19 protein-coding genes and 2 tRNA genes are annotated in these 18,013 nt (G+C 47.0%); 19 read left to right on the top strand and 2 right to left on the bottom strand.

Features of this window, described 5'->3' with window-relative positions:
• Window positions 1-12: 12 nt before the first annotated feature.
• The 19 genes from WQ57_RS18150 (at window position 13) to WQ57_RS18060 (ending at window position 17,452) form a co-directional block, all read left to right on the top strand.
• Window positions 13-192 (top strand): small, acid-soluble spore protein, alpha/beta type, encoded by a 180-nt coding sequence (locus tag WQ57_RS18150; protein WP_082252789.1) that lies wholly within the window; start codon window positions 13-15, stop codon window positions 190-192.
• A gap of 310 nt (window positions 193-502) precedes the next feature.
• On the top strand, window positions 503-1,372 hold the full coding sequence (gene ispE, locus WQ57_RS18145) for a 4-(cytidine 5'-diphospho)-2-C-methyl-D-erythritol kinase (protein ID WP_046525182.1): 870 nt from the start codon (window positions 503-505) through the stop codon (window positions 1,370-1,372).
• 79 nt (window positions 1,373-1,451) lie between these two features.
• A complete protein-coding gene (gene purR, locus WQ57_RS18140; protein ID WP_046525181.1) occupies window positions 1,452-2,276 on the top strand; it encodes a pur operon repressor in 825 nt (274 codons plus the stop codon).
• Complete coding sequence (locus WQ57_RS18135) at window positions 2,273-2,647, top strand: RidA family protein (protein WP_046525180.1); 375 nt, start codon at window positions 2,273-2,275, stop codon at window positions 2,645-2,647. Before purR ends, WQ57_RS18135 begins: the two co-directional genes overlap by 4 nt.
• A gap of 247 nt (window positions 2,648-2,894) precedes the next feature.
• On the top strand, window positions 2,895-3,182 hold the full coding sequence (gene spoVG / locus WQ57_RS18130; protein WP_046525179.1) for a septation regulator SpoVG: 288 nt from the start codon (window positions 2,895-2,897) through the stop codon (window positions 3,180-3,182).
• 208 nt (window positions 3,183-3,390) lie between these two features.
• Window positions 3,391-4,764 (top strand): bifunctional UDP-N-acetylglucosamine diphosphorylase/glucosamine-1-phosphate N-acetyltransferase GlmU, encoded by a 1,374-nt coding sequence (glmU, locus tag WQ57_RS18125; RefSeq protein ID WP_046525178.1) that lies wholly within the window; start codon window positions 3,391-3,393, stop codon window positions 4,762-4,764.
• 14 nt (window positions 4,765-4,778) lie between these two features.
• Window positions 4,779-5,735: a ribose-phosphate diphosphokinase gene (locus tag WQ57_RS18120; protein WP_046525177.1), complete on the top strand. Its 957-nt coding sequence runs from the start codon at window positions 4,779-4,781 to the stop codon at window positions 5,733-5,735.
• Window positions 5,736-5,865: 130 nt separating this feature from the next.
• Window positions 5,866-6,501: a 50S ribosomal protein L25/general stress protein Ctc gene (locus tag WQ57_RS18115; RefSeq protein ID WP_046525176.1), complete on the top strand. Its 636-nt coding sequence runs from the start codon at window positions 5,866-5,868 to the stop codon at window positions 6,499-6,501.
• 62 nt (window positions 6,502-6,563) lie between these two features.
• Window positions 6,564-7,124, top strand: a complete 561-nt coding sequence (pth, locus tag WQ57_RS18110; protein WP_046525175.1) for an aminoacyl-tRNA hydrolase — start codon at window positions 6,564-6,566, stop codon at window positions 7,122-7,124.
• A gap of 93 nt (window positions 7,125-7,217) precedes the next feature.
• Window positions 7,218-7,448 (top strand): anti-sigma-F factor Fin, encoded by a 231-nt coding sequence (locus WQ57_RS18105; protein ID WP_046525174.1) that lies wholly within the window; start codon window positions 7,218-7,220, stop codon window positions 7,446-7,448.
• Window positions 7,449-7,534: 86 nt separating this feature from the next.
• Entirely contained in the window at window positions 7,535-11,065 is a 3,531-nt protein-coding gene (gene mfd / locus WQ57_RS18100) for a transcription-repair coupling factor (protein WP_046525173.1), read from the top strand.
• 253 nt (window positions 11,066-11,318) lie between these two features.
• On the top strand, window positions 11,319-11,855 hold the full coding sequence (gene spoVT / locus WQ57_RS18095) for a stage V sporulation protein T (protein ID WP_046525172.1): 537 nt from the start codon (window positions 11,319-11,321) through the stop codon (window positions 11,853-11,855).
• A 311-nt stretch (window positions 11,856-12,166) separates the two neighbouring features.
• Window positions 12,167-13,777 carry a putative polysaccharide biosynthesis protein gene (locus WQ57_RS18090; RefSeq protein ID WP_046525171.1) on the top strand — a complete coding sequence of 537 codons (1,611 nt, stop codon included), beginning with the start codon at window positions 12,167-12,169 and terminating at the stop codon, window positions 13,775-13,777.
• Window positions 13,774-15,231 (top strand): bifunctional methyltransferase/pyrophosphohydrolase YabN, encoded by a 1,458-nt coding sequence (gene yabN / locus WQ57_RS18085; protein WP_046525170.1) that lies wholly within the window; start codon window positions 13,774-13,776, stop codon window positions 15,229-15,231. The genes WQ57_RS18090 and yabN overlap by 4 nt, the downstream gene beginning before the upstream one ends.
• Before the next feature lie 14 nt (window positions 15,232-15,245).
• A complete protein-coding gene (locus WQ57_RS18080) occupies window positions 15,246-15,512 on the top strand; it encodes an RNA-binding S4 domain-containing protein (protein WP_046525169.1) in 267 nt (88 codons plus the stop codon).
• A gap of 75 nt (window positions 15,513-15,587) precedes the next feature.
• Entirely contained in the window at window positions 15,588-15,887 is a 300-nt protein-coding gene (gene yabP / locus WQ57_RS18075; RefSeq protein ID WP_046525168.1) for a sporulation protein YabP, read from the top strand.
• Window positions 15,884-16,516 carry a spore cortex biosynthesis protein YabQ gene (gene yabQ / locus WQ57_RS18070; protein WP_046525167.1) on the top strand — a complete coding sequence of 211 codons (633 nt, stop codon included), beginning with the start codon at window positions 15,884-15,886 and terminating at the stop codon, window positions 16,514-16,516. The genes yabP and yabQ overlap by 4 nt, the downstream gene beginning before the upstream one ends.
• A 15-nt stretch (window positions 16,517-16,531) precedes the next feature.
• Entirely contained in the window at window positions 16,532-16,897 is a 366-nt protein-coding gene (locus WQ57_RS18065) for an FtsB family cell division protein (RefSeq protein ID WP_046525166.1), read from the top strand.
• Window positions 16,898-17,008: 111 nt separating this feature from the next.
• Window positions 17,009-17,452: a S1 domain-containing RNA-binding protein gene (locus WQ57_RS18060; RefSeq protein ID WP_046525165.1), complete on the top strand. Its 444-nt coding sequence runs from the start codon at window positions 17,009-17,011 to the stop codon at window positions 17,450-17,452.
• Between the two features lie 114 nt (window positions 17,453-17,566).
• Here the strand turns inward: WQ57_RS18060 and WQ57_RS18055 are convergent.
• Window positions 17,567-17,638: transfer RNA gene (locus tag WQ57_RS18055), tRNA-Glu, on the bottom strand.
• A 286-nt stretch (window positions 17,639-17,924) separates the two neighbouring features.
• Window positions 17,925-17,998: transfer RNA gene (locus tag WQ57_RS18050), tRNA-Met, on the bottom strand.
• Window positions 17,999-18,013 lie beyond the last annotated feature (15 nt).

The following is an 18,013-nucleotide window of genomic DNA, read 5'->3' as shown; positions in this document are numbered from 1 at the left end:
GAGCGGGTTCTCGTGGGCAGAAGAAGAGGAGTTATGTCTGAAGGGTTTAAAGAAGAGCTGGCAAAGGAACTGGGCTTTTATGATGTAGTCCAAAAGGAAGGCTGGGGCGGCATAAGGGCCAGGGATGCAGGAAATATGGTCAAACGCGCCATTGAACTTGCCGAGCAGCAGCTTATGAACCAGAACCGGTAACTTTTCGGGAGCAGGTATGTCAAGCTTGCCGATATGTCTTCACGAACACTAAATTCATATGTCACTGTGGCAGGCCGAGGCGTTTCGCTTCGGTCTTTTTGTATTTCATTCCATTTATCCTCCCGGCAAGTGTAGAGCAGCCTGTTTTTGGGAAGAAAGTAGGAAAAGAACAGAAATTAAAGAGGTATATGGACAGGAAAATGCCAGGAAGCGGGAGGCTTGGCAGGCGCTTATATTTTTCTTAGGCTTTTTGTGGTAAAATAGGACAAAAAATGGACATCGTTGTTATGTTTAAAAGTAGGTGGAAGGATTGAAGCTTTTAATAAAAGCGCCGGCTAAGATCAATCTGTCGCTGGATGTATTGCATAAGCGGCCGGATGGTTATCATGAAGTGGAAATGGTGATGACAACGATCGACTTGGCAGACCGTGTCGAACTGAGTCTGCTCGAAAAGGATATCATCAAAATTACTTCTCATAACCGCTTTGTGCCAGATGACCAGCGGAATCTGGCCTATCAGGCTGCTCTTTTGCTAAAAGAACGCTTTAATGTCAAAAAGGGCGTCTCCATCATGATTGAAAAAATGATTCCGGTTGCAGCTGGTCTGGCAGGCGGGAGCAGTGACGCCGCTGCAGCCCTTCGCGGTTTGAATAAACTTTGGAATTTGGGTCTCTCGCTGGATGAGCTGGCAGCTCTCGGGGCGGAAATTGGTTCGGATGTCTCGTTTTGCGTGTACGGCGGTACGGCATTGGCGACTGGAAGAGGCGAGATGATCCAGGAACTGCCTCCTCCGCCAACCTGCTGGGTGGTCCTTGCCAAGCCTTTTATTGGTGTGTCGACCGCGGAGGTTTACCGGCGATTGAACATTGGCGGAATCCGCCATCCTGATACGGAGGGAATGATTCAATGCATCAGGGATCACGATTTCAGGGGTGTCTGCCAGAACGTAGGCAATGTCCTGGAAGACGTGACGCTCGACCTCTATCCGGAGGTAGCCCAAATCAAGGACCAGATGAAGCGGTTCGGGGCAGATGCCGTTTTGATGAGCGGAAGCGGGCCGACAGTTTTCAGCCTTGTCGAACATGATTCGCGGATGCATCGGATTTATAATGGGTTAAGAGGGTTTTGCGACCAGGTATTCGCCGTTCGGATGCTTGGAGAACGTCATACCCTTGATTAAAGAAGAAGCCTTGAATGAATCCGTATATTAATGGTATATTAGATAGTAAATATTCGGATTTTAATTTGGGGGTTCAGGAATGAAATTTAGACGGAGTGAACGATTGATAGATATGACGAACTATCTGCTGGATCATCCCCGCGAACTGGTTCCTCTTACCTATTTCGCCGAGAGGTATGGTTCGGCAAAGTCGTCCATCAGCGAGGATTTGGGAATCATCAAGGATACCTTTGAGAAACGGGGAATCGGCGTGCTCCAGACTGTCCCTGGCGCTGCAGGGGGAGTGAAGTTCTACGTCAATGTTGATGAAAAGGAAGCTTCCAGCCTGATTGATGACCTTTGCAGCATTATGGCAAGCCCCGACCGGCTGCTGCCTGGAGGTTATCTCTACATGAATGACATCCTTGGAAATCCGGTACTGCTCAGGAGAGTGGGGCGTGTTATCGCTTCAGCCTATGCCAAAGCGGAAATTGACGCGGTCATGACGGTGGCAACAAAAGGGATCCCCATTGCCTATGCGGTGGCAGGCTTTCTCAATGTGCCCGTTATTATAGTCAGAAGGGATCCAAAAGTAACAGAAGGGTCCACCGTCAGCATTAACTACGTTTCAGGCTCATCCAAGCGGATCCAGACGATGGTGCTGTCCAAGCGAAGCCTTTCCGAAGGTTCCCGCGTCCTGATCGTGGACGATTTCATGAAGGCTGGCGGCACTGTCAAAGGGATGATCGACCTGCTGCAGGAATTCAACGCGAAGGTGGCGGGGATATCTGTGCTAGTCGAATCGGAAGAAACGGAAGAAAGGCTAGTTGATGATTATATCTCGCTTGTCCGGTTGTCAAATGTCGATGTAATCGGGAAAAAGATTACCGTCAGCGAGGGAAAATACAGGAGGATCAGCAAATGAAAACTGTTCAGACTTCCAAGGCCCCAGCGGCCATTGGCCCATACTCGCAAGGAATTGTTGTCAACAACATGTTTTTCAGCTCAGGGCAGATTCCGCTTACTGCAGAAGGCAATATGGTAGAAGGTGATGTGGCTGCCCAGACACACCAGGTATTTAAGAACCTGATTGCTGTACTTGAAGAGGCAGGGGCATCCCTCGATACGGTCGTAAAAGCGACTGTATTTATTAAAAACATGGATGAATTCGCCACGATCAATGAAGTATATGGCGAATATTTCGACAGCCATAAGCCAGCCCGTTCTACTGTAGAAGTAGCCCGGCTCCCAAAAGATGCACTGGTTGAGATTGAAGTCATTGCGCTCGTTAAATAACGGGCGCTTTTTTTTGACCGTTTTTTTACCCGGCAGACAACAACTATGAAATTGAGGGTTTAATTCCCTGTAATATGTATATAATCATTAAAGTCAATAAGGCTTTTTACCTAAAAAGAATTCGTTTTCATTTCATATTTTAAATTTCTCTTTTTCTTGAAAATATTTTTACGGTAAAGAAGGAAAATGGAAATGTCTGTTGAATATGTAAACTAGAAATTCATCTTTTGCGAAGGTGGTGAACAGAATGGAAGTAACTGACGTTAGATTGCGGCGGGTAAACACAGATGGACGGATGAGGGCAATTGCATCAATCACGCTTGATAACGAATTTGTCGTACACGATATCCGTGTTATCGACGGAAATAATGGCCTGTTTGTTGCGATGCCTAGCAAACGCACTCCGGATGGGGAGTTTCGCGATATCGCCCATCCAATTAATTCTGGCACGCGCGGCAAGATCCAGGATGCGGTACTGGCGGAATACCATCGCCTCGGTGAACTGGAAGTCGAGTTCGAAGAAGCTGGAGCATAATAAAATAACGTTTATTCATCAGGGGGCCTACTCACAAGTAAGGCTCTTTTTTATTACCCCCTTTCATCCCCTCATAAACATCCTTGCACACAATTCGTTTCCCTCCCGGAGAAATTCCAATATTTGTCCACTGGACCCGCATGTTGAAAAGAATCGGATTTTAGGATATATTCGTAATGGATAAAAAGGTGAATTGGAGGCCTGTTGGATGTCAAACCGCTACGCCGTAATACTGGCTGCCGGCCAGGGAACGAGAATGAAATCAAAACTTTACAAAGTTCTGCACCCTGTCTGTGGGAAGCCTATGGTTCAACATGTAATTGACCAGGTAAAAAGTCTTGATATAAACGATATTGTAACAATTGTAGGCCACGGGGCGGAAAAGGTGAAAGCACAGCTTGGCGACACCAGCCAGTATGCCCTGCAGGAAGCGCAGCTTGGGACAGCCCATGCCGTGCAGCAGGCCAAGGATATACTTGCGGACAATGATGGAGTGACGCTGGTCGTCTGCGGAGATACTCCGCTTGTCAAAGGAGAGACAATGGAGGCGCTGTTCCGCCATCATGAGGAAACAGGCGCAAAAGCAACCATACTTACAGCGCTTGCAGACGATCCAACCGGATACGGCCGCATCGTGCGCGGTGAAGATGGCGATGTTGAAAAAATTGTTGAACATAAGGATGCAACTGAAGCAGAGCGGAAAATTACTGAAATCAATACAGGTACATATTGTTTCGATAATAAAGCTTTGTTTGCCGCACTGGAGAATGTTTCAAATGACAATGTGCAAGGGGAGTACTACCTGCCGGACGTTGTTGAAATTCTGAAGAAGCAGGGTGACAGGGTTTCTGCTTATGTCACAGAAAGCTTTGAGGAAACCATGGGGGTTAATGACAGGGTGGCTCTTGCAGAGGCAGAGCGAATCATGAGAAAAAGAATCAATGAAATGCATATGCGGAATGGTGTTTCCCTAATTGACCCTTCCAATACGTATATTGGTTCAGATGTCACCATTGGATCGGATACCGTCATTTATCCCGGGACTACTATTGATGGCAGCACATCTATTGGACCGGACTGCATCATTGGGCCGAACAGTGAAATCAGCAATTGCGAAATTGGCAATAATACTGTTATCCGCCAATCCGCGGCATTCGACAGCAAGATTGGTTCAGGTGTCAACATTGGCCCATTTGCTCATATCAGGCCGCAATCGGATATTCATGATGAAGTGAAAATCGGCAACTTTGTCGAAATCAAGAAAGCGGTGTTTGGAAAAGGCAGCAAGGCTTCCCATTTAAGCTATATTGGCGATGCGGAAGTAGGAACGGACGTGAACATTGGCTGCGGGTCGATTACGGTAAACTATGATGGACAAAATAAACACCTGACCAAAATTGAAGATGATGTGTTCATTGGCTGCAATTCCAATCTGGTTGCACCTGTGACGATTGGCAAGGGAGCCTATGTAGCAGCAGGTTCAACGATTACGGAAGATGTGCCCGGGGAAGGCCTGGCTATCGCCCGCGCCCGCCAGGTGAATAAAGAAGAGTATGCCCAGAAATTGAATCGAAAGAAATAACTTGGAGGTTCATGATGACGAATCAATATTTAGACCCGAATTTAAAGGTGTTTACCCTCAATTCCAATAAGGCTCTGGCAGAGGAAATCGCCAAAGTGATTGGTGTTGAGTTAGGGAAATGCTCTGTATCCCGATTTAGTGATGGCGAAATCCAGATTAACATTGAGGAAAGCATCCGCGGCTGCGATGTATTTGTCATCCAGTCCACGAGCGGTCCCGTAAACGAACATATCATGGAGCTGCTGATCATGATTGACGCCCTTAAGCGGGCATCGGCTAAGACGATTAACCTTGTGATCCCTTACTACGGGTATGCCCGTCAGGATCGAAAGGCTAGGGCACGCGAGCCGATTACAGCAAAGCTTGTGGCCAACCTGCTTGAAACCGCGGGGGCGACACGCGTCATCACGCTTGATTTGCATGCACCGCAAATCCAAGGGTTTTTCGATATTCCAACGGATCAGTTGGTGGGTGTGCCGATTTTGGCGGAGCATTTTAAAAACCGTCACTTTGACGGCGACATCGTCATTGTGTCCCCTGACCATGGCGGAGTGACAAGAGCAAGAAAAATGGCGGAGAGACTGAAAGCTCCAATTGCCATTATCGACAAGCGACGTCCTCGTCCAAATGTGGCCGAAGTCATGAACATTGTCGGAAATATTGAAGGGAAAGTAGCTATCCTGATTGATGATATCATTGACACAGCCGGCACCATTACGCTTGCGGCCAATGCGCTTGTGGAGAATGGCGCTCTCGAAGTGCTGGCCTGCTGTACACACCCTGTTCTCTCAGGACCTGCAATTGAGCGGATTGAAAATTCCAAGATTAAGGAATTGGTCGTAACGAATACAATTCAACTGGGCGAAGAAAAACGCATCGACAAGATTGTTGAGCTGTCTGTAGCTCCGTTAATTGGCGAAGCGATCATTCGTGTCCATGAAGAACAATCAGTCAGCACATTATTTGATTAATATGGGAAAAGGCTTGCTCCAGAGGCAGGCCTTTCCTTTTAATACTCACTCTTGCGTTTAGATTAGTCCATTTTAGGGCATTTTTTATAGGAGAAGCCTTAAAAACTTTCACTTGGAAGGGGACTTATCTATGAGTACGGTATTAAAAGCGAATGAGCGCGGATCGGCACAGAATTCAAGTTTGAGGAAACTGCGTGCCGAAGGGAAAATACCAGCTGTCGTGTATGGAAAAAATACGGATAGCAAGCCAGTTTTCGTCGACAGCAAGGATTTTATTAAAACAATCCGTGAAGTTGGCAGAAACGGAATCATCTCGCTGGATGTCAACGGCAGCAGCACGGATGTCATGCTGGGTGATTATCAGGAGGATTCCATTAAAAGGGAAATTCTCCATGTTGATTTCCGGGCGGTCGATATGTCGTCTGAAGTCACAGCCAATGTCAGGGTCGCGCTGGTCGGCGAAGCTGCCGGGGCCAAGGATGGCGGCGTGGTTCAGCAGCCAGTCCATGAATTGCCGGTAACAGCGACTCCAGGCAATATTCCGCAGGCCATTGAAGTGGATATTACGAACCTCCAGGTAGGCGAGAATCTTACTGTAGCTGACATCCGGACAGGAGCCAGCTATCAAATCAATGAAGATGAATCGCTTGTGCTTGTTTCCATCCTTCCTCCTAAGCAGGAAGAAGAGATCAGTACGGGTGAAGAGCAGGAACCTGGGATCCCTGAAAATGAAGAAGGCAGAGAAACAGAAGCCAGCGAAAGCTAGCAGAATAGACGTAACCTCAAGGGTTGCGTCTTTTATCGTTGATAGAAAATGGGTGAATATAGATGAAACTGATTGTGGGACTGGGGAATCCAGGAAAGCAGTATGATAAAACGCGTCATAACATCGGATTTGAAGTCATTGATGAATTGTCCGCCAGGCTTGATATCCCATTGAGCCAGGCCAAGCTCAAGGGCCTGTATGGTGCAGGAGTTGTAAAAGGTGAAAAGGTTATTTTATTAAAGCCTTTAACGTATATGAATTTATCAGGTGAGTCAATAAGGGCCGTCATGGATTATTTTGATATTGAACTTGATGACCTTGTTGTGGTTTATGATGACCTTGATTTGCCAACCGGGAAAATCCGCCTGCGGCAGAAGGGAAGTGCAGGCGGGCATAACGGCATCAAGTCGACAATTGCCCATACGGGATCCCAGGAGTTTAACCGGATCCGGGTCGGGATAAGCCGGCCGCAAAACGGAATGGCCATTACCGACTATGTACTCGGGAAATTCTCTAAGGAAGAGCAGCCTGATATGGAGCATGCTGTCAAAAAGGCATCCGAAGCCTGCGAGGCATGGCTGGAAAAGCCTTTCCTCCAGGTCATGAATACGTACAATCAGTGAACATATCTGGTTCACAGCTGAATATATTTAAATGAATAAGTTCCTCCCTTGCTGTGAATAATAAGAGAAAGAATAAGCGGGGAGGGACTTGGCATGGCACTGCACTATCATTGCCGGCATTGTGGGACAAAAATAGGTTCTCTGGACCAAATATCTGTTCATAGTGAGAACTTGGGCTTCCATAAGCTGACAGAAGAGGAACGCCATGATATGATTTCTTATGTAAACAATGGTGATATTCATATAAAATCGATCTGTGAAGATTGTCAGGAATCGTTGGAACGCAACCCCGGATATCATGCAAATGATTATCTGATTCACTGACAACTGCGCTTTGGGCACTCTGCTCCAAAGCATTTTTCTGTTTTTTACTAAACGTGAATACATGGATCATCAAGGGAGAGGTTGGGATGCAAGGGCTGAAAGCTCTTTTTAATCAGCAGGATGATATACATTCTGTTGTTTCCGGAATGGAAGAAGGGTTGAAAGAACAGTTGGTAGCCGGTCTGTCAGGCTCGGCAAGAACTGTTTTTTTAGCATCTGTTTATGAAAAAACAGGCCGGCCGGTGCTGGTGGCCACACATAATCTGCTTCAGGCTCAAAAGGTATATGATGACCTGGCTGGCCTTATTGGGGAAGAAGAAGTATTTCTTTATCCAGCCAATGAACTGATTGCAGCTGAATTAAGCATCTCTTCACCAGAATTGAGGGCACAGCGCATTGAGGCCCTCAATCATTTGGCGAGCCGAAAAAAGGGCATTGTGGTAGCGCCTGTTGCGGGACTGCGAAAAATATTGCCGCCTAAAGAGCTTTGGAGTAAATTTCAGCTGCAATTTTCTGTTGGCGAAGATATTGAAGTAGAGAAAGTATTAAATACCTTTGTGGATATGGGCTATATCCGTTCCGAGCTGGTCGCCGCACCTGGCGAATTCAGTGTCCGGGGAGGGATTATCGATATTTACCCCCTCACGGCCGTTGATCCGCTGAGGATTGAGTTGTTTGACACGGAAGTGGACTCCATTCGTACCTTCTCGCTGGAGGATCAGCGTTCCAAGGAAAAGCTGAACGAGGTGTCAATCGGCCCTGCGGCCGAGAATCTGCTTGACGCAGGAATGGTCGACAGGCTTATTGCCGGTCTGGAAAAAGGACTGTCATCAAGTCTGAAGAAACTTAAGGATGATAAGGCGAAAACGCAGCTGTCCCAAAATATCGGGTATGAGCTGGAACAATTCAGGAATGGCCAGAAGCCTGATGAATTATTCAAGTATTTGTCGATTGCCTATGGCCAGCCTCAAAGTTTGCTAGATTACTTGCCGAATAATGGCATGCTGTTTATCGATGAAATTGGACGAGTTCAGGAAATGAATGAATCCCTCAATAAAGAAGAAGCAGAATGGTACACCAGTCTGCTTGGGGAAGGGCAAATCATCCATGACCTAAGGATTTCCCACCATCTTCCCGAACTGCTGCAGCAAACAAAGCTTCATATTGTTTATTTGAGCTTGTTTTTAAGGCATGTTCCGAACACCAATCCGCAAAATATTATTAATATATCATGCAAGCCGATGCAGAATTTCCATGGGCAGATGAATGTCTTAAAGGGTGAGATAGAGCGCTGGAAAAAAAGCCATTATACGGTTGTGTTCCTTGGAGCCGATGAGGAAAGGATGCACAAGCTTGAGCGTGTTCTCGAAGATTATGAAATGGAAGCCTTGGTCGTCAAGGAAGACAAACTGCTGCCGGAAAAGGTACAGATTCTGCGGGGCAGCTTGAACACCGGATTTGAAATGCCAATCCAAAAGATTGCCGTGATAACCGAGGAAGAGCTTTTCAATAAAAAGACAAGAAAGTCAGCCCGGCGCCAAAAGCTGTCCAATGCGGAGCGGATCAAAAGCTATTCCGAGTTGAAAGCGGGCGACTATGTCGTCCATGTTAACCACGGGATTGGAAAATACCTGGGCATTGAGACACTGGTCATTAACGGTGTCCATAAAGACTATCTTCATATTCGTTATCAGGGAACAGACAAGCTGTATGTGCCTGTCGAGCAAATCGACCTTGTGCAAAAGTATGTAGGCTCGGAAGGAAAGGAGCCAAAGGTTTATAAGCTTGGCGGCAGCGACTGGAAACGTGTGAAAAGCAAGGTCCAGTCCTCGGTCCAAAATATCGCTGATGACCTGATCAAGCTTTACGCCGAAAGGGAAGCGAGCAGAGGGTATGCTTTTTCGCCGGATGGCGATATGCAACGGGAATTTGAAACCTCGTTCCCGTATCAGGAAACAGAAGACCAGCTCCGGTCGATACAGGAAATCAAAAAGGACATGGAAAACGAGCGGCCAATGGACCGCCTTTTGTGCGGGGATGTTGGTTATGGCAAGACGGAAGTGGCGATCAGGGCAGCCTTCAAGGCAATTGCTGATGGAAAGCAGGTCGCTCTCCTTGTACCGACGACCATCCTTGCCCAGCAGCATTATGAGACAATGAGGGAAAGGTTCCAGGACTACCCGATCAATATTGGACTATTAAGCAGATTCCGCACCCGCAAGCAGCAAAATGAGACAATAAAAGGACTCAAAACGGGAACGGTCGATATTGTAATCGGCACCCACCGGATTCTTTCAAAAGACATTACCTACCGTGACCTTGGTTTGCTCATCATTGATGAAGAACAGCGTTTTGGTGTTACGCACAAGGAAAAAATCAAACAGCTTAAAACAAATGTCGATGTACTTACCTTGACAGCCACACCAATCCCAAGGACCCTGCATATGTCGATGCTTGGTGTTCGTGACCTGTCTGTTATCGAAACCCCGCCTGAAAACCGGTTTCCTGTCCAGACTTATGTCATGGAGTACAACGGGGGTCTTGTCCGGGAAGCCATTGAAAGGGAACTGGCAAGGGATGGCCAGGTTTATTTCCTCTATAACCGGGTGGAAGACATCGAGCGGAAGGCAGAAGAGATTTCCATGCTTGTTCCCGACGCAAGGGTAACCTATGCGCATGGGAAGATGACGGAAAACGAACTGGAATCGGTCATGCTGGGCTTTCTGGAAGGCGAATATGATGTGCTCGTCAGCACGACAATCATTGAAACCGGCGTGGATATTCCAAATGTGAACACACTGATTGTCCATGATGCAGATAAAATGGGTCTTTCCCAGCTTTACCAGCTGAGAGGGCGTGTCGGCCGCTCCAACCGCGTTGCCTATGCTTATTTTACGTACCGAAAAGACAAGGTGCTGACAGAGGTCGCCGAGAAGCGGCTCCAGGCAATCAAGGAGTTTACCGAGCTTGGCTCCGGATTCAAAATCGCGATGCGCGACTTGTCGATCCGCGGTGCCGGAAATCTGCTTGGGGCCGAACAGCACGGATTCATCGACTCTGTCGGTTTCGACCTATATTCTCAAATGCTCAAGGAAGCCATCGAAGAACGCAAGCCTGGACATGAACAGAAAATTAGGCCGAGCATTGAAATTGACCTTGAAGTGGATGCCTATATTCCTGATTCCTACATCAGGGATGGACATCAGAAAATCGAGATGTATAAGCGCTTCCGTGCCCTGGAGACGTTAAAGGATATTGAAGAGCTGCAGGAAGAGATGGTAGACCGGTATGGCGACTATCCTGACGAGGTGCTGAACCTCTTTAATGTGGCTGAACTTAAAATCTTCGCCGGCATGGCCGGAGTGGAATCCGTCAAGCAGAACAAGCAGGAAATAACCATCCTGCTTTCCGAGGATGGAAGCAGCCGCGTGGATGGCCAGAAAATCTTTAAAATCAGCAATCAATATCGCCGCCAGGTTGGATTGGGCATGGAAGGCAAGAAACTGAAGATGGTCATCCAGACAAAGGGACTGGACCAAAACCAGTGGTTCTCCATTACGTTCGAAATGGTCAAGGGACTGCATGATTCTGTTAAGGAGGAGAACTCCGTATCTTAAGAGCAGGTTTGTAACAGAACTGTAAATTGGAAAGTGTTTCAAACAAACTAGACAAGGGTATTTCAAAGAGTGGAAGCTAATGGAAGGATTATCCGTTTCTGGCATGTTTATCACCCAAGAGAAAAATTTCTAGTCTGTGAATAGAACTTTCCATATGAAAGATACTAAGTTCAATCTTGGCAAAGGTGGAAATTAACTTTAGTACCACCATTGCCAGTAACACAATCATCAGATGAAAGTGAGGCAACGTTGGATGAAAGCAACTGGTATTGTTCGTCGTATCGATGATTTAGGTCGTGTAGTTATCCCAAAAGAAATCCGCAGAACACTTCGAATCCGAGAGGGAGATCCATTGGAAATCTTCGTAGACCGGGATGGGGAAGTGATTCTGAAGAAATATTCCCCAATCAGCGAGTTGAGCGATTTTGCGAAAGAATATGCAGAGGCGCTTTACGACAGCCTTGGAAATCCAGTCCTCATCTGTGACAGGGATGCTTTTATTGCTGTTGCCGGAGGCTCTAAAAAAGACTATTTGAATAAGAATATTAGTGACCTTGTTGAAAAAACAATGGAAGATCGCAGCTCAGTCCTCGTCAACCAGCAAGGAACTGTTTCACTGTCAGACGGCAATGAAGACACCATCTCCGCTTATACCATTGGCCCAATCATCGCCAATGGAGACCCAATTGGAGCGGTAATCATCTTCTCTAAAGAAGCTTCATTGGGAGAAGTAGAGCAAAAAGCAGTTGAAACAGCGGCAGGTTTCCTTGCCAGGCAGATGGAGCAATAATACCATTACCAAAAAAAGCGGCCATGGGCCGCTTTTTTGCTATTCCTGAATCCGGCTGTTCGCTGCCGTTATCTCTTCAGCAGGGCAAGCATGAAGATGCATTCGGACAGGACCGCAGGAAAAGGCCGGGCTGGAGTCCGAACTGAGGTCTCATTCGGACAGGAGCTGATGAAACAGCTGGGTTCGAGTCCGAATGAATGAGTACCGTGCGCAAGGTCAGCTCATATGCGGGCCTTCTCCCTTTTGATTGCCAAATCAAACCATTGTGATTATAATACTTGAGATACTTTCTTCCATGGAAGGAGCTGGCTATGAAGCCCGTTGTAAAAGCGGATGAACTGTTCAGGGGAGCAATGATCCTGACAGCGGCCGCCCTTATTACAAAAATTTTGAGTGCGCTCTACCGCATTCCCTTTCAAAACATTGTGGGGGATGTTGGTTTCTATATTTATCAGCAGGTATATCCCTTTTATGGGATGATGCTCGTTTTGTCGACCACCGGATTTCCGGTCATCATCTCCAAGCTTTACAGCGATGAGCTTAAAGAAGGGAATCAGGAGAAGGCGATAAGGCTGCTTTCCATTTCCCTGTTTTTTCTCGCTTTGCTTGGAATCGTCCTTTTTTCCACTTTCCTGTTTGGCGCCGAAATGATGGCTGCCTGGATGGGAGATCCCCAGCTTTCCAGATTGTTTCGGGTTATGGCCTTTCCGTTTTTGATTCTGCCCTTCACCGCGGTTATGAGAGGATATTTCCAGGGAAGGGGCAATATGATTCCCACTGCCTATTCCCAGGTAGGAGAGCAGTTTGTGCGTGTTATAACCATCCTTGTGCTTTCATTCCTGTTGGTGAAGTGGGAATATTCGTTATATCAGGCTGGAAGCGCAGCGGTATTTGGGTCAGTGACCGGGGGGCTAGTCGGTCTGTGGATACTGGGCTTCTTTTTTTTGCGGAACAGCCATCATGTTTTCGGGTCTGCCTTTAAATCAAAGGAATTTGCGAGTGAAGCGCCAGCGGTAGTTAAGGCGCTGGCATTTCAAGGATTCGCGGTAAGCATAAGCGGGATGGTGCTCATACTCATGCAGCTGGCCGATTCCCTTAACCTTTATCAGCAGCTGCTTCACATTATGGAGGCATCCGAGGCTAAAACAGCCAAAGGCATCTTTGACCGCGGCCAGCCGCTGATCCAGCTGGGGGCCGTGGCAGCAACCTCTATTGCATTATCGCTGGTCCCCGCCATATCGGGTGAAACCCGTAAGGAATATGTAGTTAAGCATGTGCGAATCGCGCTTCAAATGAGCCTGCTTATTGGGGCAGCGGCCTCGGCGGGGCTTTTCAGCATTATTGAGCCAACCAATGTAATGCTGTTCCAAAATGCAGATGGTTCCGCGGTTCTTGCGGTATTAAGTTTGATGATTCTTCCAGCAACCGTCCTGATTACCCTTGTGGGTGTCCTCCAGGGATTAAACAGGTTGTACTTCCCTGCTGTTTTGATTTTGGCAGGTTTCGCGTTAAAATATGGTTTAAACCTATATTTAGTCCCGTTACATGGCACTATGGGAGCTGCTGCCGCCTCCCTCATTTCCTTAATTTCCATGATGGGTGTATCGATATGGAAACTGCGGAGTGCAGTGGGGCAGCGCGTTCTCCCTGCACTGTTTATTGGGAAGGTTCTGTTTGCTGCCATGTCCATGGGGGTTTTTCTGCACTTTTACCTTGAACTTGCTGCTTACCTTGAATTCTATTTGCAGCCCTTGAGGCTGGTGTCGGCTATTCAGGCCGTCAGTTCGGTTTTACTGGGTGCGGCGATTTATATCATCATTGTCATTAGAACAAAGGCATTGGGTGAAGCAGAATTGCTGATGCTGCCATTTGGCAGCAGGCTTTTGTTTCTTTTGCCAAACAAGACAGGAGAGAAGATATGAAAAACATTTTAGTGCTCGGTCTTGGAGCCGGAGATCTGGAGCAAATCCCATTCGGTGTTTATAAGAAGCTGACAGGGGATCAAACCGTTTATCTAAGGACAAAGGAGCATCCTGTTGTTGCACAGCTTGAGCAGGAGGGGGCAAGCTTTCTGTCCTTTGACCATATCTATGAAAAGCACAGTGAGTTTCCTGCCGTATATGAAGAAATATGCGAGACACTTTTGGGAGAAGCGGAAAAGTCAGCAATTGTCTATGCTGTACCAGGCCACCCGCTTGTGGCAGAACGGTCTGTACAGCTGTTATTGGAAAGAGGGGCTAAGCGGGGAATTGAAATTAAAATTGGCGGAGGCCAGAGTTTTATTGACGCCATTTTCCAGGCGCTGAAAGTTGATCCAATCGAAGGTTTCCAGCTTCTTGACGGGACCGGTCTCTCCAAGGACCAGCTTGCCATAGGCAGCCATATGATTATCGGCCAGGTGTATGACCGCTTTGTTGCCTCGGACGTTAAGCTGACCCTAATGGAAAAGCTTCCTGATGAATATATGGTGGCGATTGTGACGGCAGCCGGAAGCAGTGAAGAGAAAATCGCCTGGGTTCCTCTGTACGAGCTGGATCATGAAACAGAGGTAAATAACCTTACTTCCGTGTACGTCCCACCTGTAGGACCTGAACAGGCACAATACCGCGAGTTTTCGACGCTGCGCCGCATCATTGCAGATTTGCGCGGGCCGAATGGCTGCCCGTGGGACAAAAAACAGACCCATATGTCATTGAAAAAATATTTAATTGAAGAAGCATATGAATTAATAGAGGCAATAAACAATGAAGATATCGACCATATGGTGGAAGAACTGGGCGATGTTCTATTGCAGGTAATGCTGCATGCCCAGATTGGCGAGGATGACGGCTATTTTTCCATTGAAGATGTGATAGCGGGTATATCGGAAAAAATGGTGCGCAGGCATCCTCATGTCTTTGGAGATACAGTGGCGGAAGATGAGGAAGCGGTGCTGAAAAATTGGCAGCAAATTAAGCAGCAGGAGAAAGGAAGTGCACCTGCCTCCCTGCTTGAAGGGGCGGGAAAGGGCCTGCCGCAATTGCTCAAGGCTGCAGAGCTGCAAAAGGAAGCGGCCAAGACTGGCTTTGACTGGCCAGACATCAAACCGGTCATTGACAAGGTAAAAGAAGAGTTAGGGGAGTTTGAAGAAGCAGTCAGCGGTAAAAGTAAAGAAGAACAGGAGCAGGAATTCGGCGATCTTTTATTTGCCCTCGTCAATGTGGCCAGGCATTATGGAATAGATCCTGAGGAAGCCTTGTTCAGGACCAACCAGAAATTTACCCGCCGTTTTGGATATATTGAACAAAAGGTTGCGGAAAGCAATCGTCCATTCTCCGACTATACGCTTGAGGATTTGGATGCATTTTGGGAGGAAGCAAAAGAAAAGGAGAAATAGGAGGTTTAAAGACAATGAGATTGGATAAATTTCTAAAGGTTTCCCGGTTGATAAAGAGAAGAACAATGGCAAAGGAAGTGTCGGATCAGGGAAGAATCCTTGTGAATGGAGTTCCGGCAAAAGCGAGCACGAATGTCAAAGTTGGCGATGAGCTTTCCATCCGGTTTGGCCAGAGGCAAGTGACCGCCAAAATAGATCGAATTCAGGAAAATTCCCGCAAAGAAGAAGCGGCGGAGATGTATACCATTGTCAGCGAAGAAAGATTGAACGATACAGAATAACAGGCTTGTTCTATTTATCCCCCTGCTATCATACATATGTACAAACTCTGTATAAAGAGATTGTGGGGGATAAACATGAGCCAATATTATGAATCAACCAACCAAAAAAGCACTCCTGACCATGATGTCATCATGCGAGGAAGGCGCACGCTCGAGATTTCCGGTGTCAAACAGGTAGAGAGCTTTGATAACGAAGAGTTCCTCCTGGAAACGGTTATGGGGTTTCTGGCAATCAAAGGCCAGAATCTGCAAATGAAAAACCTTGATGTGGATAAAGGGATTGTCTCGATTAAGGGAAAAGTCTTTGACTTGGTCTATTTGGATGACCAGCATGGGGAGAAGGCTAAAGGATTCTTTAGCAAGCTGTTTCGATGACGCTTACCACCCAATTCATCACCATGCTCGCCATGATTGGAATGGGCAGCCTGTTTGGTGTCTCGCTGGATACGTATAACCGTTTCCTGCAGAGGCAAAGGCGAAAAACCTGGATCGTATTTATCAATGATGTCCTTTTTTGGGTGTACCAGGGGCTGTCCATTTTTTATGTACTTTTCTCGGTTAACCAGGGAGAACTTCGTTTTTATATTTTTCTCGCTCTTTTATGCGGGTTTGCCGCCTATCAGAGCCTGGTGAGACGTCTATACCTGAAACTGCTGGAATGGCTGATTTCCGTTGCTGTTTCGACATACCGGATTATGGTCGGCATTGTCCGTACCCTCATTCTTCGTCCGCTTCGCTTTTTGGGATTATCGATCCTTTCCCTGCTGCTGTTGGCGGGAAAGGGCCTTTTACTTTTGGGAAAAACAGCCTGGACATTTTCTTTGTGGATACTAAGGGTAGCCTGGAAACCATTTCAGCTGCTCTTTACACTTTTTTGGAAGCTTTTGCCGAAAAAGATTAAAAAAAGCGTCGAGAGATTATATAATGAAATGGCAGGATTTATCCATCGGCTCAAGAAATACACTTATAAGGTCATAAACAAGGTGAAAAACATAAAAAAATAAGGAGGACCGCGGGGAATGAGTGCCGTTAAAAAACGCAAAATCGCAAAATTGGAGAACCAGTATATACAGCAAAGTGAGTTAGCAGGAATCGCAGAAACCAGGAAGCGAAAGTTGTTATTTAGGCGCCTCGCAGTCTTTTTTGTCTTCGCCGCTGTTATTTCCGTCGTTATGGTCTCTACCTTTATTTCGCAGACATCCGCCCTTGAACAAAAAATTGAAGAAAAGGCAGAGCGGGAAAGCAAGCTGGCCGATTTGCAGAAGAAGCAGGAGATTCTCGAAGAAGAAATCGTAAAATTGAATGATGAAGAGTATATTGCCAAACTGGCGAGAAGGGATTATTTCCTGTCGGAAAAAGGGGAAATTATCTTCAACCTTCCATAGAAAGCAGGAAAAAAGGGCTGTATTGACGGCTTATTGACACTCTTTTTCCATGTTCGGTATAATATACAGCAAGCATGATTTTTTAATTCTTTAAGGAGGAACATTCTTTTTATGTCAATCGAAGTAGGCAGCAAGTTACAGGGGAAGGTAACAGGCATCACTAATTTCGGAGCATTTGTGGAGCTGCCGGAAGGGTCAACAGGTCTTGTTCATATCAGTGAGGTCGCAGATAATTATGTAAAGGACATTAACGACCATCTGAAAGTCGGCGACCAAGTTGAGGTTAAAGTTCTCAATGTGGAAAAAGACGGGAAAATTGGTTTATCCATTAAAAAGGCAATCGACAGGCCGGAGAGGCCGGCCCGTCCGGAAAGGGATTCGAAGCCTTACTCCCAGCGCCCGCGCCATGGAAGGACAAACGATAACCGCAACAGCCGCCCGGAAAACTTTGAATCAAAGATGGCTAAGTTTCTAAAGGACAGTGAAGACCGCCTGTCATCCCTGAAGCGCCATACTGAATCAAAACGGGGCGGCAGAGGAGCCAGAAGAGGGTAACTTGCTGCTGAAGATAATATAGATATTCTTAAAGACAAGTCGATCGGACTTGTCTTTTTTATTTTTGCCTTCTGAAAATAAAAAAAGCACTATTGGATACTAGTGCTTTTGGGATGACCCCTACGGGATTCGAACCCGTGTTACCGCCGTGAAAGGGCGGTGTCTTAACCGCTTGACCAAGGGGCCTTGATAAAATTGTATGCGGGCGCTTTTACATTTCGTGCTGTCCAGCTGCGGCTCCTAGCCCCTCGAGACGCTTCGGTCCGTCCGATGAAGTCAAAGAACGACTTCACCTGCCGGCCCTCCAGCGCTTGTCGGGGCTGAGCAGTCGCCTCCGCATCCAAGTTGTCCAGCTGCAGCGCCTAGCTCCTCGAGTCATAAGCCAAACCCCTCCAGAAGTCAAAAAGCGACTTCCTGCGGTGCTTCGTCTTATGCCTGACGGAGCTGGAAAAGGCGCTTCCGCATTTCAGTATAGCGGCGGAGGGGATCGAACCCCCGACCTTACGGGTATGAACCGTACGCTCTAGCCAGCTGAGCTACACCGCCATGTTGGCCTTTGTT

This window comes from Mesobacillus campisalis, assembly GCF_000986785.1.
Taxonomy (GTDB): domain Bacteria; phylum Bacillota; class Bacilli; order Bacillales; family Cytobacillaceae; genus Mesobacillus_B; species Mesobacillus_B campisalis.
Note: the sequence above shows the minus strand (reverse complement) of the source record. Positions and strands in the feature narration are given on the sequence as shown.